We start from the raw sequence: 14,173 nt of genomic DNA, 5'->3' as shown, positions 1-14,173 counted from the left end.
TTAAAATGAAAGTAGATTTATTTGATTACTTTTACAAGTATAAATGAAATTTTATGAAAAAACCATTGATTTTAGTAACGAATGACGATGGAATTACAGCTCCAGGTATTCGTACTTTAATTAGTATAATGAAAGAAATTGGCGATGTAGTTGTAGTGGCACCTGATAGTCCACAATCAGCTATGGGACATGCAATTACAGTGAATAATACGCTTTTTTTAGAGCAGGTTTACATTGATAAAGATGCTATAAAAGAGTTTGCTTGCTCTGGAACACCTGTTGATTGTGTTAAGATTGCTATAGATCAAATCTTAAAGAAAAAGCCAGATATTTGTGTATCGGGCATTAATCATGGTTCTAATTCTGCTTCCAATGTTATTTATTCAGGTACTATGTCTGCTGCAGTAGAGGCGGGTATGAGTGGTATTCCTGCAATTGGTTTTTCTTTGGCCGATTTTAGTTGGAACGCAAATTTTGAACCTATAAAAAGTATTGTCAAAAAAATTACTTTAGAAACTATTAAAAATGGTTTGCAAGAAGGCGTAGTTTTAAATGTAAATTTTCCCAAATTAGAAGAAAAAGAGATAAAAGGGATAAAGGTTTGCCGACAAGCAAAAGCAACTTGGGTTGAAAAGTTTGATGAACGTACCAATCCGCACGGAAAAAAATATTATTGGCTTACAGGAACTTTTGTAAATCATGATAAGGGTGAAGATACCGATGAATGGGCGTTAGCCAATGGTTATGTTTCTGTGGTGCCAGTGCAATATGATTTAACTGCTTACCATGCCATGCAACAATTAAATACTTGGAACTTATAATGAATAAATTTTTAAAATTTGCTTTAGGTACTGTAGCTGCTTTACTTGTATCTTTTGTTTTTGGTTGTATCCTTTTTTATTTGTTTACTAAAATGAGTCCAATAGAAAATGGAAACATTTTTATGTACAGTGATGTTTCATCTAAAGCTTTTTCAATGGGTTCTATTCCCAATATAGGGTTGTTTTATTTGTTTTTAAATCGCGATAATTATTTTAGCGCACGTGGTGTAATCTTCTCGTTTATTATAATTGCCTTCTATATAATTTTTGGATGATGAAGTATTATATTATTGCAGGCGAAGCATCGGGCGATTTACACGGAGCTAATTTATTAAAAGCCCTTTTTAAAGAAGAACCTAATGCAGAAGTGCGTTTTTGGGGCGGAAATTTAATGCAAGATGTTGGTGGTACTTTAGTAAAACACTATAAAGATTTAGCTTTTATGGGTTTTGTTGAAGTAGCCGCAAACCTGCGAACCATTTTTAAAAACATCGATTTTTGTAAAAAAGATATTCTTGCTTTTAACCCCGATATCATTATTTTTATTGATTATCCTGGTTTTAATATGCGAATAGCCAAATGGGCTAAGAAAAAAGGGTTTGATACTCATTATTATATATCGCCTCAAATTTGGGCTTGGAAAGAAGGTAGAATTAAAGCTATTAAGCAAGATGTAAATCATATGTATGTCATTCTTCCGTTTGAGAAAGATTTTTATGAGAAAAAACATCATTTTCCAGTGCATTATGTAGGACATCCTTTGTTAGATGAGATTGATTTTTTTCAAAAACACAAAGCCAATAATTTTAGAGAAGTCCATCAATTAGATGATCGACCAATAATTGCGCTTTTACCAGGAAGTCGAACACAAGAGATTGCACGTCTTTTAAATGAAATGTTGCAAATTGTAGACGATTATCCGCAATATCAATTCATTATTGCAGGCGCACCAAGTCTTGATTATACTTTTTACAAGCAGTTTATTAAACAAGAAAATGTAAAATTCATTTCAAATGATACCTATAATTTGTTGAATAATGCTTACGCAGCTTTAGTAACTTCGGGTACAGCAACTTTAGAAACAGCGTTGTTTAAAGTGCCTCAGGTTGTGGTTTACAAAGCAAACAACATTTCGTATCAAATTGCAAAGCGCATTATTAAATTAAAGTATATTTCGTTAGTAAACCTTATAATGGACGAGTTAATTGTGACCGAATTAATTCAAAATGATTGCAATGCTACCCAGATTAAAGCCGAATTTGAAAAAGTTATTAACAATTCTTCAAGAAGTAAAATCCTTTCAAAGTACGATGAATTGGAAAAAAAGCTAGGTGGTGGTGGTGCAAGTAATAGAGTTATCAACATAATTAAGAAAAATTTAAGAACTTTTTAGGAAGGCTAAGAAAATTAAAAAGTCTATATTTGTGTTAATCACAACAACAGATACCAATTTTATTACAAAAATATATTTAATGAAGAATTTAGCTTTAACGTTAGTTGCGTTTTGTACCATATGTTTAAGCACAGAAGTTTCAGCCCAAACGAAAATATCTGTCACAAAAACATCCGCAATAAACAAGCAAAGAATAGCAGAAAATTTAGCTATTGCAGAAATTAATAAAAAAATGAATGCAGTTGATGATGAATTAGAAGGAAAAACTTCTAAAAAATCAGAAAAAGCTAAATATTGCTACTTAACAGAGCAATTAATGAATGTAGCTAGCGATTATCAGGGAATTCGTTACCAATGGGGAGGAATGTCTCGTAATGGTATGGATTGTTCAGGTTTTGTGAAGACAGCTTTTAATCAATTTAAAATTGATTTGCCAAGAACTTCAAAAGAAATGGCTTCACGCGGAGAACGTGTTTCAGCTTCAGAAGCAAAACCAGGTGATTTAATCTTCTTTAAAAATGGCGGTTCACGCGTAATTAATCATGTAGGAATTGTAATTGAAGTGAATGGTGATGATATTAAATTCATTCATTCTGCAACTTCTAAAGGTGTTTCTATCAACTCAACAAAAGAAGCATATTACAGTAGAGGCTTTGTACAAATCAACAGAGTTTATGACAGACAAGTATTATAGTTAATTATTTAATATTCAAAAATTTCATACCTTTAGATTTATGAAGAAGGTAATGAAATATCCAATTTATCCCATTACATTATCTTTTGTACATGGGATTTTTTGTGGATTATACTTTCCGCTTTCTTTTTCAGTGGTTTTAAGTATTGCCTTTGTAGCTTTTCTAAGTTTACTTTTTCTTCATTTTAAGAAAGAAATAAAGGTTTTTAACAACCAAGCAAATCTAGCCGTTTTTACTAGTTTATATGTTTTGTTTTTTGCAATTGGTGCGCTTAATGTAAAGATTCATAATGTTGATTTAGAACCGATTGATATTGCCCAAAAAGAGTTTGTTGTTGAAATTGATGAGGTTTTAAAAGCTAATAAGTATACCAAACGAGCATTTGGAACATTGATTTCTGAAAAATCGAATGCCAAAGTTTTAGTTTCAATTCCTAAAAATGATACCTTATTAAAAGTAGGTAGTGTGTTTAAGGTTTTTGGAACTATAAAAGAAGTTACTGCCGCAAATAATCCAAACGATTTTAATTACAAAGAATATCTTGCTAATAAGCGCATTTTTTATCAAATAACAGCTTATCATTTGCCTATTAAAATGGGTGAACATCGTACCATTACACCGCAAATAATTGATTTAAGAGAGAATTTTATTCAGCGTTTTTCTAAAATGAATTATGATAAAAAGACAATTGGCTTTATTGAAGCGTTGTTATTTGGTATCAAAAATAATTTAGATCAAGATGTACAAACGCAGTTTAAAGAGCTAGGTGTAATGCATGTTTTAGCGGTTTCTGGTATGCATGTAGTTTTACTTTTTGGATCGATTTCTTATGTTTTGCGCAGAACAAGGCTTCCTAACTATTGGATTGATGGTATTCTTGTGTTTTTCTTACTGATTTTTTGCTGTATGGCAGGATTTAGTGGTTCTGTAATGAGAGCTGCTTTAATGTGTGTTATGTTGATAGTAGCCAATTATACTCACAAGCGTGTTTTTAATATTAATTTGTTAGTTGGTAGTATGTTTATGATTCTGCTATTTGAACCTAATTATTTGCTTGATGTTGGTTTTCAACTAAGTTATTTAGCTGTTTTTTCAATTGTTTTTTGTTATCCATTAGTTCAAAAATACTTTAAGGCTAAAAATTTTGTAATTAATTATTTTAGTCAGCTAATAGGTGTTTCATTAATAGCTCAGTTAGGTGTTTTACCCTTAAGTATTTATTATTTTAATCAAGTTCCATTATTATTTTTACTAGGAAATATAATCGCTATTCCACTTACATCATTTTTGTTAATAGCATGGTTTCTACAGCTTTTTCTGAGTTTTCTTTCTATTGATTTTGCTGCATACTTGACCATGTTGCTTCAGCCTGTTGCAGATGTATGTTTTAGAAGTGTAGAGTATGTAAGCAATTACTTTAGTTTAAAAAGTATTTCAATACATTTAAATGCAGTTGAAGTTGTTTTTCTAATATTGTTTATTTACGCTGTTTTTTGGTTCTTTTATCAAAAGAGTTACAAAAAGCTGGTTGTTTGTTTGCTTTGTATTATAGGACTTCAAACAGCAAAATTAGCAGCTGTTTTTGAGAATAAATCTAAAAATGAAACAATTTTAATGTACGATACAAAAAATATCGTTTTCTTAAGTAATTGTCAGCAAAAAGGAATTTTAATTGGTGAAGGAAGTACCTTTACAAGCAAAAGTATTTTAAATTACCAATTGAAGAATGATGTTGAAGTAATACAACAAGAGTCTATAAAAAATAGTTTTGTCATTAATAAACAATCTTGGTTGGTAATTGATAGTTTAGGTGTTTATCCTTTTAAGAAATACGATTATGTAATTTTGTATCAAAATGCAAAGGTAAATCTAGATCGCTTAATAAAGGAAATACAGCCTAATAAAATTATTTTGCATAACACCAATGCGCAGTATTTGCAAAATATTTATATATCGTACTTACAGGAAAGAAAAATCCCTTACTACGATATGCGAAGTAAGGGAGCTTATGTTTTAAATTACAATAAAGAAATTAATTCTTCTGCTGATTTGTAACCTACAATTGATTTTTCAATAGTACCTTTTGCGTTAATTACAGACATGGTTGGATAACCTGGAACCTTTAAAAACTCTGTAAATTCATGCATGCCATTTCTTGAATTTTTGCGCGCTTCTTGGTAATTTGGGTTTTTGTATAATTTACCACCAAATTGAATTTCTTCGTTACCTTCAGAATTAAATTTTACTGGATTGTATTTTTCGTTTAATAATTTGGCAACTTTAGCATCAGAAAACGTGTTTTGGTCTAACATTTTACATGGACCACACCAAACAGTGTAAGCATCAATAAAAATAGGTTTTTTGTTTTTCTTTTGCGCAGCAATGGCATCTTTCATTGTCATCCATTTTACCTCTTGTGCCTGTGTTGTAATGCTGATTAAGGCGAAAACAACAAATAAGAATATTTTCTTCATTTTTAAAAATTGGTTTTTATGTAAATATATAAAAAATAGGATAACGAAAGTTATCTGAATTTTAATTTCAAAAAGTGTGCCTAATTATAAGTCCAATTTAAGAATTACGTCTTCACTAAAAATTTTATTTAAGAGTTGATCATCAGAACCTAGATTCACAAATTTCCATTTATTGTTGGTTAAGTCATCTGAAACGGCAACTAATGTTGATCGAATTTTAATATCAAATGATTTTAAAGCATCATTGTAAGTTACTTCTTCAGCATTCATGTTTGATTTAAAGATAGTTGTAAGCGTTTCAGGACTTTCGATTTTTGTTTTAAAAGTTAAGCGCATATGATTATCATGTTTAACTATACAAAATTTTTGATTATTGATTTTTACAATATCGCCAAATTCAAAATTAGGATCGGTTGTAATTAATTTTATTGAGAATTCATCATTGTCTAAAATTTCCAAAAAAACTTGTTTCATTTCTTCTTTAGAAGCTATTTCAAATATTTTAGGATAGGTAGTTTCAAAAATTACATCAAAATTTGGTTCAGAACTAGCTATAAAAACTCTTTGAGCTTCTAACTTTAAACTTTTAAGATCTTGCGCAAAAACGCTGTTAATACTTAAAACTAGTAATAAGGTAAAAAGGAACTTTTTCATATGATGGAAAATAAAAAACAGTTGCAATTTATAAATTACAACTGTTTATATTATAAAATAGTTTGTTATTATTTTACACCGTGCATTAATTTCTTTAATACAGGGTTTAACATCATTACTAATAAACCTGCTACAATTGGTACTACCGTAAAAATTAAGAAGAAGGTTGATAATGAATATTGTGCTGTAATATTTTCAATTTCACCACCAACAGCAGCTGCTAATTTGTTACCAATAGCAATAGCCAAGTACCAAATACCAAACATAAAGGCAATCATACGTGCTGGTACTAATTTAGAAACATACGATAAACCAACTGGCGATAAGAATAATTCTCCTAATGTATGGAATAGGTAGGCTAATACTAACCAAATCATAGATACTTTAACACCTGTTTGAATACCATGTGATCCATAAGCTAATAAACCAAATCCAATAGCCATAATAATTAATCCTAAGCCGTATTTAACTGCAGCTGGTGGATTGAACTTAGAATCCCAAATTTTTGAAACAGATGATGCTAATGCAATAATAAAGAACGAGTTTAAAATTGAGAACCAAGAAGGATCGATTTCTGAAGCCGATTTACTGAATTCATTGTTTAACATCCAAATAGCAACTCCCCAAACACCTAAAAATGTAATAGCTAATACAATGTTTGATGCGGGTGCTTTTGAAAAAGTTTGTTTTGCTAATAAGTATAAAACCCAAGAAATAATCAATAAAGGAACAACTGTTAATAAGGTATTAATGATATTAAAAGTTGTTAACGATGTGCCTTCTAACGAACGATCAACACTGTCACGTGCAAAAATTACTAATGATGAAGCACCTTGTTCAAAACTCATCCAAAAGAAAATAGTAAAGAAAGCAAAAACAGTAACTGCAATCATACGATCTCTTACAACTGGTGAATATCTAACAACACGAGAAACTACTAAGATTAAGAATAAAACCAATCCAATAACAATAACAGCTATTGAACCATCCATTCCAAAAAGTTCTTTAGGTAAAATATGTACATCAGCAATTTTTGATAACGGGTCGTTAAAAGCGTATAGTAAACCAATAACGGTGGTAATGGCAATTAAAATATAATCTAACGTAGTAAAAGGATTTGGTTTGTCTTCTTCGCCCTCTTTTAATTCTGCTTTAGCAGCTTGTTCTTTTGCTAATCTACTTTCAGCAGTTGGTACTTCGCCAATGTTTCCAAACAAAGGTTTTGCTAACCAAAACTGTAAAGTTCCTAAAAGCATAAAAATTCCTGCTAAACCAAAACCATAATGCCAACCTAAATTGTTTGCTAAATAACCACATAACATCATACCAAAGAAAGCACCAGCGTTAACTCCCATATAGAAAATAGTATAAGCACCATCTTTCTTTTCTGGGAACGATTTGTACATTTCTGATAAAATAGAAGTCATATTAGGTTTAAAGAAACCGGTTCCAATAACCAAACACGCCAATCCTAAATACATAAAAATAGGAGTGTCAAAAGCCATAAAAGCGTGGCCAAGTGTCATAATAATAGATCCAATTACAACTGCCCAACGATAACCAATGTATTTATCGGCAATAATACCACCAAAAATAGGGGTAATGTACAATAACATGGCGTATGTACCGTATAAGGCACCTGCATTTTCAGCAGTCCAACCCCAACCTGGATTGTTTCCTGTTAAAGCAGCTGTTAAGAATAAAATTAATAAAACACGCATTCCGTAGAACGAAAATCGCTCCCACATTTCCGTAAAAAATAGAACGAATAATCCGGAAGGATGACCTAAAACTTTTGATTTAAAAAAATCTGGATTCGCAGTTTCTGTTGACATTCAATAATAGTTTTTAATTTTTCGAACTCGAAAGATACTTAAATTATTTAATTCCGTGCATTAATTTTTTAATTAATGGATTTAATACCATAACTAATAAACCCGCTGCTGCTGGAATTGCCGTAAATAAAAAGAAGAAATGACTTAACGAATACTCTTCTTGAATAGTTTCTACTTGACCTCCTAAAACCGCTGCTAGTTTTTGAGCAATAGCAATTGCTAAGTACCAAATACCAAACATAAATGCCAACATACGCCCTGGAACTAATTTAGAAACGTACGATAAACCAACTGGCGAAATGAATAATTCTCCTAATGTGTGGAATAAGTAAGTTAATACCAAGAAAGCCATCGAAATTTTAACACCTTCAGATGCACCCATTGCGCCTAAACCTAATACTAAGAAACCAATGGCTACTAAAATCAATCCAAAGCCATATTTAAATGCTGCTGAAGGATTGTATTTAGATTCCCATAATTTTGATACCGTTGATGCTAACGCGATAATGAAGAACGAGTTTAATGTAGAGAACCAAGAAACGGTGATTTCTGAAGCTTCTTTAGAGAATTCATTTTTCAACATCCATAAAGCAGCGCCCCAAATAATTAAGAAACACGCAATTAAAATAACATTTGATAACGCAATTTTGCTCCAAGTTGCTCTGGCTAATTTTACCAAAACCCACGAAATAATAGCTAACGGAACAATAGTTAATAAACCATTGATGATATTAAACGTGGTTAAAGCCGATCCTGTTAAACTTCTGTCGATATAATCACGAGCTACTAAAACCAACGATGTTGCGCCTTGCTCAAAACTCATAAAGAAGAAAATTAAGAAAAAGGCAAGTAAAACTACTGCAAACATTCTATCGCGTACTACTTTATCGTAACGTAAAACACGCGAAACAATCATATAAATAAAGATGATTAAGGCAAAAATAATCATGATGTATTGCCCTCTTAAAACCGATGTATCTAAGAAAGCAAACATATCAACAATACCATTTTTAGATAACGGATCGTTAAAAGCATACAAGAAACCAATAATACCTACAATGGCAATTAAAACGTAATCCATCATTGTAAATGGATTGCGCTTGTCTGTATCTTCTGCATTTTTAGCTTCCTGAGCTTCTTTTGATTTATCTAAAATACCCAAGTTGCCCATTAATGGTTTTGCAAAAGCAAACTGAAGGGTTCCTAATAACATGAAAATTCCTGCTAAACCAAAGCCCCAATGCCAACCTTGTGTTTCTGCAATGTATCCACATAACATCATACCAAAGAAAGCACCTGCATTAACCCCCATATAGAAAATAGTATACGCACCGTCTTTCTTTTCAGGTAAATCTTTATACATTTCACCTAAAATAGAAGGCATATTTGGTTTAAAAAATCCGGTACCAATAACCAAACACGCTAAACCAATGAAAAACATTACAGGCGTATCAAAAGCCATAGCCGCATGACCAATGGTCATTACAATGGCTCCAATAATTACCGCCATACGTGAGCCAATGTATTTATCGGCAATAATACCACCAAAAATAGGCGTTAAGTAAAGCATCATAGCATATGTTCCGTACAAAGCACCTGCTTGTTCTGCACTCCAAGCCCAACCCGATTTTGGGTCGCCAGAAATAACGGCAGCAGTTAAGAATTGAATTAATAATACGCGCATTCCGTAAAACGAAAAGCGTTCCCACATTTCGGTGAAGAAAAGTACAAATAGTCCTGATCGTTGTCCTAAAACATTCGATTTGTAAAAATCAGTCGAAGTGTTTGTGTTCATATAGTTAAGTTGTTTGTTTTTAAATTTATAAGGATTATTGTTTTGCGTTTTTAGCTTCTAAAGGTTTAATGATTAACTTGTCGTAAATAGTTAACGAAACAATAGAAAAAATACCAATACCCACAATTACGTACCATATTTTATTAGGCGTATACATATTCCAAAGCATATCGGTCATTTCCCAATGGCTCATTCCTAATTTTTGTTCGGCTAAAGTAAAATATTCGTTTTTAGAAAAAGGTAAATGTATATTGCTTATGTCGATGCTTTTTGAAGTAGCATAATCTCTAAAAGATTGACCAACAGTGTTCCAGTTGATTGATTCTGCTTTTAAATTGAATTGTTTTTCAAATGCCGATATAGGCATATTAAATGCTTTCGCACCTTCTTCTATAAACTGTTCTTTGGTAACCACTTCGGGCATTTCAATATTTCGTTTGCCCATTTCGGTTTTTAATAACGATAATTTATCAGACCAAGATTGATATAAACTTCCTGATATAAAGCTGGTTACAAAATAACTGGCAGCAACGGGTAAAAAGTACGTTCCTTGATACAAACCTTCTTTTCCTTTTGGTGTGATTAAAGCGATAAACGAAGATACTGTTGGGCTACTCATCATTTCGCCAATAGCAAAAATCATGGTTCCAATAATGGTAAACCAAACGTTGCCCGAATAAAAAGTTAATCCGATACCAATTGTTGCAACTACTGCTCCGCGAATTACTGCGTTGATGTGGCGCATTTTGATTACGAAAAACGATATGGTTATTTGGAAAAGAATGATCATTAAAGAGTCGATATTCGTAAACCATTCTGGTTTTACTTGACCATCTTGCGTTAATAAAGTTCCTAAAGCAGGAATGTTTTCGTTTAACCAATTGCTTAAAGCTGCAGAGTTTACCCAGTCTTCAATAAAGTTAGGTAAGGTGTTGAATAATTGGTTGAACATGGTCCAGAAACCAATCATTAACAATAATAAAATTCCTAAACGGATGTCTTTTAATGCTTCAAAAATTCCTAAAACGGATTCTTTAATCGCTTCACCAATAGAATTTTTAGGTTTTTCAACCTTTGGTTCTTTGTAAAAAAGCAATAAAACAATAAGGTTAATACCAATTACAATGGCCGCTTGAATAAAAATAATTTTCCATCCGTAAGTAGTTCGCAACCCTGACGACATAGCTGGACCAATAAATCCACCAATATTTACCATCATGTAAAAAATACCAAAGCCCATGGTTCCAGTAGTTTCATCGGTATTTCTGGCTACAATAGCTGATGCAACAGGTTTAAAAAAGGCAGCACCAACGGCAACCAACAGAAACACCATATACACGCTCCAATAGGTATTCACTTCGCCTAAAAGATAATAGCCCGAAATCATGACGATATAGGCAATGGTTAAGGATATTTTGTAACCAATTCTATCGGCAATAACCCCAAATAGTAAAGGGAGAAAATAAAGGATACCTACAATGTTACCCATAATATTTCCTTTTTGTACGTGATCAAAGCCTAAACCGCCTGTATCGGTTGATCCTACTAAATAAAGTCCTAAAAGGGTGTAAATACCGTACCAAGCCCAACGTTCCATTAATTCCATGAAACTTGCTAACCAAAAGTTCTTGTTAAATGAACCAATAGTTTGCCATAACGATGGTTTATTATTTTCTAACATAAGTTTAAGAAATATTTAAACTTACAAATAAAAGAAAATTATTAGAGAAAATAGGTAAATTTTTGCTAGAATCAGTTTATCTATAGTAGCTTTTTTAAGTTTCTTTTTTAGGTGTTTTAATTTTTTTGTAACTTTATGTTATAAAAATAAAAGGTTATGAAAAAAAGTTTTTTAATTATTTTGGCAGCAGTTGCATTTGTAGTAACAAGCTGTAAAAAAGAAGTTCAGGTAAACCCAACAGGCGCAACCGTTGAAAACAATACCAATGTAGCAGAAGATGTTCAGAACCCAACAACTGTAAATTTAGCCGATTTACCTGCTGCAGCGTTAAATACAATTAATCAGTATTATGAAAGTGAAAACATTGCTTCGTATGAAATTAAAACGGTTCCTGTTATTGGAAAAAGTTACGAGGTAAAGTTTAACGATGGTGCTGAGGTTGAGTTTGATGATAAAGGAATTTGGCACGAATGGAAAGACGCTAAAGGTTTGCCCGATGGTATTTTACCTCAGAAAATTAAAGAGTATGTAACAAAAAATTATGCCAATACTTTTGCAACATCTATTGATAAAGAGGATAAAAAAATAAAGGTAGAATTGGCATCAGATATTGATTTAGAATTTGATGCAAATGGTAATTTTGTGAGAATTGATAAGTAAAACAAGTTTTTTTGTATACCAATTTAATTGTAAATTGAACCACCTTTTAAAGGTGGTTTTTTTATGCAAGACTATATTGAGAATTTTAAATATTACTTAAAACTAGAACGTGGTGTTTCTGAAAATACCATTGTTAATTATTTGTACGATTTAGAAAAGTTTGAAAGTTACTTGGGCAACACAATAGAAGTAATTAAAGTAAAAGACCATGATATAAGAAGTTTTATCCATTTTATTTCCGATTTTTTAGCACCAACAACACAAGCTCGTATTTTAGCGTGTATCAATCATTTTTATAGTTTTTTGGTTTTAGAAAATATTGTTGAAGAAAATCCGGTTACTTTTATAGAACTACCTAAACAAAGTAGAAAATTGCCCGTTGTTTTAAGTTTAGATGAAATTGATGCTATGCAAACCATGCACAATAAAAATACTTTAGAAGGAGAACGAAATGAAGTTATTATTGAAACCTTATATAGTTGTGGCTTGCGAGTTTCAGAACTTGTGGGTTTAAAAATATCAGACCTTTATTTTAAAGAAGGATTTATTAAAGTAGATGGTAAAGGTTCCAAGCAACGTTTTATTCCTATTTCAAATTTTGCGGCAGACAAAATAACGCATTATTTAAAAGAAATTCGCCCATTATGGAAGATTAAGAAAGAAGCCGAGGATACTGTTTTTGTGAATAGGAGAGGAGGTGCGTTAACCAGAGCTATGATTTTTACCATCATCAAGCAAATAACAGCATTAGCAGGAATAGAAAAAGTGGTAAGTCCACACACACTACGCCATTCTTTTGCAACACACTTATTAGAAAACGGTGCCGATTTACGTTCTATACAAACCATGTTAGGACATGAATCAATTACTACAACAGAAATTTATATGCATTTAGATCGTAACAAACTAAAAGAAGAAATTGAAAAATACCATCCTCTTGCAAGAAAATAAAAAAGAAGCCAATTGGCTTCTTTTTTATTTTGTTTTTATACTGCAACCAATAGCTTTGGTTTCTTTAGTTGTTATTTCTTTGTTGGCTAATAAGGCATCAACAGCGGCTTGCACATATTTTTCGGTAACTTCTTTTGGGTTTTCGTAGTTGTTATCTATTGCACCAATATATTTTACAATGTTTTTACCATTTTGTTTTTTTAATACAAATACATGAGGCGTTTTGGTAGCACCAAATTCAGGGTAAACTTGTTGTCCATCATCAAATAAGTAAGGAAAAGTAAAGCCTTTTTCTTTCGCTCGCTTTTTCATTAACTCAAAACTATCTTCTGGTTGTGCTTCTGGATTATTAGGGTTAATAGCAATAACAGGATACCCTAGTTTTTTATATTTAGCATCTAAAGCAATAATTCGGTCTTCATACGCTTTTGCATACGGACAATGATTGCAAGTGAATATCACAATAAAACCTTTTGCATTATCAAATTGCGCAAGAGAGTACATTTTATCGTCAATTCCTTTTAAAGAAAAGTCAAAAGCAATATCACCTATTGCATAGCCTGATTTTTGAACTTCCGTAGAATCGGTTGTTTTTTCAATGCTATCAGTAGTTGTTTTGGTTTCAACGGCAGTTTTGGTCTCTTTTTTACAACCAATAAATGCAGTAATGCACAAAGCTAGAATTAAAAATTTTTTCATAATACGTTATTTTAATTTGTTAAGAGTACTTTTCAAATCGGTATAAGAAATTTTCCCTTCGGTAAAGAAGAGTTGTTTTTTGCTTTTGTATATAAAAGTGGATGGTATAGCACCAGACCAATGTGGGTCTAAAGCCGTTATCCAATCATTCATTCTTTTGTTGTCTGCCAAAACATAAACATCTGGTGTTATGTTGTTTTGCTTAATAAATGTTTTTACCTTGGTTTCTAAATCGGTAGCTTTATCTAAACTTACCAAAATCATTTTAAATTTACCTTGATCTTTAAATTCGTCATTAATTTTCATAAAATCGGGTAATTCTTCAATACATGGTTGGCACCAAGTTGCCCAAAAATTAACTACATAAAGGGTATCACTATCATTTTTAAAAGTTGCAAAAACATCTTCATACTTATTTTTTACAGCAATAGTTTGCGGTTTTGTTTCTGTTTTAGTACATGAAACAAGGAAAAAGATGCCCATTAAAAGGAATGTAACTTTTTTCATAAGAAAAT

General features: G+C 31.6%; 14 protein-coding genes. 7 read left to right on the top strand and 7 right to left on the bottom strand.

Going from position 1 to position 14,173, the window contains the following annotated elements:
* Nucleotides 1-53 precede the first annotated feature (53 nt).
* The 5 genes from surE (at nt 54) to H1R17_RS00260 (ending at nt 4,964) form a co-directional block, all read left to right on the top strand.
* Entirely contained in the window at nt 54-821 is a 768-nt protein-coding gene (gene surE, locus H1R17_RS00280; protein ID WP_163430518.1) for a 5'/3'-nucleotidase SurE, read from the top strand.
* Nucleotides 821-1,096, top strand: a complete 276-nt coding sequence (locus H1R17_RS00275; RefSeq protein WP_163430519.1) for a hypothetical protein — start codon at nt 821-823, stop codon at nt 1,094-1,096. Before surE ends, H1R17_RS00275 begins: the two co-directional genes overlap by 1 nt.
* A complete protein-coding gene (gene lpxB, locus H1R17_RS00270; protein WP_163430940.1) occupies nt 1,096-2,214 on the top strand; it encodes a lipid-A-disaccharide synthase in 1,119 nt (372 codons plus the stop codon). Before H1R17_RS00275 ends, lpxB begins: the two co-directional genes overlap by 1 nt.
* A gap of 79 nt (nt 2,215-2,293) precedes the next feature.
* Nucleotides 2,294-2,908: a C40 family peptidase gene (locus tag H1R17_RS00265; RefSeq protein WP_163430520.1), complete on the top strand. Its 615-nt coding sequence runs from the start codon at nt 2,294-2,296 to the stop codon at nt 2,906-2,908.
* A 40-nt stretch (nt 2,909-2,948) separates the two neighbouring features.
* Nucleotides 2,949-4,964, top strand: coding sequence for a ComEC/Rec2 family competence protein (locus H1R17_RS00260; protein WP_163430521.1), 2,016 nt, complete (start codon nt 2,949-2,951; stop codon nt 4,962-4,964).
* Here H1R17_RS00260 and H1R17_RS00255 read toward each other — a convergent pair.
* The 5 genes from H1R17_RS00255 to H1R17_RS00235 form a co-directional block, all read right to left on the bottom strand.
* Complete coding sequence (locus H1R17_RS00255; protein ID WP_163430522.1) at nt 4,928-5,383, bottom strand: thioredoxin fold domain-containing protein; 456 nt, start codon at nt 5,381-5,383, stop codon at nt 4,928-4,930. The two genes, H1R17_RS00260 and H1R17_RS00255, sit on opposite strands and share 37 nt — an antisense overlap.
* An 84-nt stretch (nt 5,384-5,467) precedes the next feature.
* Nucleotides 5,468-6,037, bottom strand: a complete 570-nt coding sequence (locus tag H1R17_RS00250) for a hypothetical protein (RefSeq protein ID WP_163430523.1) — start codon at nt 6,035-6,037, stop codon at nt 5,468-5,470.
* A gap of 68 nt (nt 6,038-6,105) precedes the next feature.
* Nucleotides 6,106-7,872 (bottom strand): peptide MFS transporter, encoded by a 1,767-nt coding sequence (locus tag H1R17_RS00245; RefSeq protein ID WP_163430524.1) that lies wholly within the window; start codon nt 7,870-7,872, stop codon nt 6,106-6,108.
* Nucleotides 7,873-7,915: 43 nt separating this feature from the next.
* The gene (locus H1R17_RS00240; protein ID WP_163430525.1) at nt 7,916-9,667 is read right to left on the bottom strand and encodes a peptide MFS transporter; all 1,752 of its coding nucleotides are present in this window, start codon (nt 9,665-9,667) and stop codon (nt 7,916-7,918) included.
* Between the two features lie 34 nt (nt 9,668-9,701).
* On the bottom strand, nt 9,702-11,348 hold the full coding sequence (locus H1R17_RS00235; protein ID WP_163430526.1) for an MFS transporter: 1,647 nt from the start codon (nt 11,346-11,348) through the stop codon (nt 9,702-9,704).
* A gap of 156 nt (nt 11,349-11,504) precedes the next feature.
* Between H1R17_RS00235 and H1R17_RS00230 the strand changes: the two genes are divergently transcribed.
* Nucleotides 11,505-12,008, top strand: coding sequence for a PepSY-like domain-containing protein (locus H1R17_RS00230; RefSeq protein WP_163430527.1), 504 nt, complete (start codon nt 11,505-11,507; stop codon nt 12,006-12,008).
* 63 nt (nt 12,009-12,071) lie between these two features.
* Entirely contained in the window at nt 12,072-12,959 is an 888-nt protein-coding gene (gene xerA, locus H1R17_RS00225; RefSeq protein ID WP_163430528.1) for a site-specific tyrosine recombinase/integron integrase, read from the top strand.
* Nucleotides 12,960-12,983: 24 nt separating this feature from the next.
* Here xerA and H1R17_RS00220 read toward each other — a convergent pair whose 3' ends face one another.
* The gene (locus tag H1R17_RS00220; RefSeq protein WP_163430529.1) at nt 12,984-13,658 is read right to left on the bottom strand and encodes a thioredoxin family protein; all 675 of its coding nucleotides are present in this window, start codon (nt 13,656-13,658) and stop codon (nt 12,984-12,986) included.
* A gap of 6 nt (nt 13,659-13,664) precedes the next feature.
* On the bottom strand, nt 13,665-14,165 hold the full coding sequence (locus tag H1R17_RS00215) for a TlpA disulfide reductase family protein (protein ID WP_163430530.1): 501 nt from the start codon (nt 14,163-14,165) through the stop codon (nt 13,665-13,667).
* Nucleotides 14,166-14,173: the final 8 nt, after the last annotated feature.

It is taken from the genome of Flavobacterium sp. xlx-214, assembly GCF_013874595.1.
Classification (GTDB): Bacteria; Bacteroidota; Bacteroidia; order Flavobacteriales; family Flavobacteriaceae; genus Flavobacterium.
Note: the sequence above shows the minus strand (reverse complement) of the source record. Positions and strands in the feature narration are given on the sequence as shown.

Bases quoted from the DNA above. Each gene is read 5' to 3' on its own strand.
- H1R17_RS00220 (WP_163430529.1), bottom strand. From the start codon at position 13,658: ATGAAAAAATTTTTAATTCTAGCTTTGTGCATTACTGCATTTATTGGT.
- H1R17_RS00245 (WP_163430524.1), bottom strand. From the start codon at position 7,872: ATGTCAACAGAAACTGCGAATCCAGATTTTTTTAAATCAAAAGTTTTA.
- H1R17_RS00275 (WP_163430519.1), top strand. From the start codon at position 821: ATGAATAAATTTTTAAAATTTGCTTTAGGTACTGTAGCTGCTTTACTT.
- H1R17_RS00260 (WP_163430521.1), top strand. From the start codon at position 2,949: ATGAAGAAGGTAATGAAATATCCAATTTATCCCATTACATTATCTTTT.
- xerA (WP_163430528.1), top strand. From the start codon at position 12,072: ATGCAAGACTATATTGAGAATTTTAAATATTACTTAAAACTAGAACGT.
- surE (WP_163430518.1), top strand. From the start codon at position 54: ATGAAAAAACCATTGATTTTAGTAACGAATGACGATGGAATTACAGCT.
- H1R17_RS00255 (WP_163430522.1), bottom strand. From the start codon at position 5,383: ATGAAGAAAATATTCTTATTTGTTGTTTTCGCCTTAATCAGCATTACA.
- H1R17_RS00265 (WP_163430520.1), top strand. From the start codon at position 2,294: ATGAAGAATTTAGCTTTAACGTTAGTTGCGTTTTGTACCATATGTTTA.
- H1R17_RS00215 (WP_163430530.1), bottom strand. From the start codon at position 14,165: ATGAAAAAAGTTACATTCCTTTTAATGGGCATCTTTTTCCTTGTTTCA.
- H1R17_RS00240 (WP_163430525.1), bottom strand. From the start codon at position 9,667: ATGAACACAAACACTTCGACTGATTTTTACAAATCGAATGTTTTAGGA.
- H1R17_RS00230 (WP_163430527.1), top strand. From the start codon at position 11,505: ATGAAAAAAAGTTTTTTAATTATTTTGGCAGCAGTTGCATTTGTAGTA.
- H1R17_RS00235 (WP_163430526.1), bottom strand. From the start codon at position 11,348: ATGTTAGAAAATAATAAACCATCGTTATGGCAAACTATTGGTTCATTT.
- H1R17_RS00250 (WP_163430523.1), bottom strand. From the start codon at position 6,037: ATGAAAAAGTTCCTTTTTACCTTATTACTAGTTTTAAGTATTAACAGC.
- lpxB (WP_163430940.1), top strand. From the start codon at position 1,096: ATGAAGTATTATATTATTGCAGGCGAAGCATCGGGCGATTTACACGGA.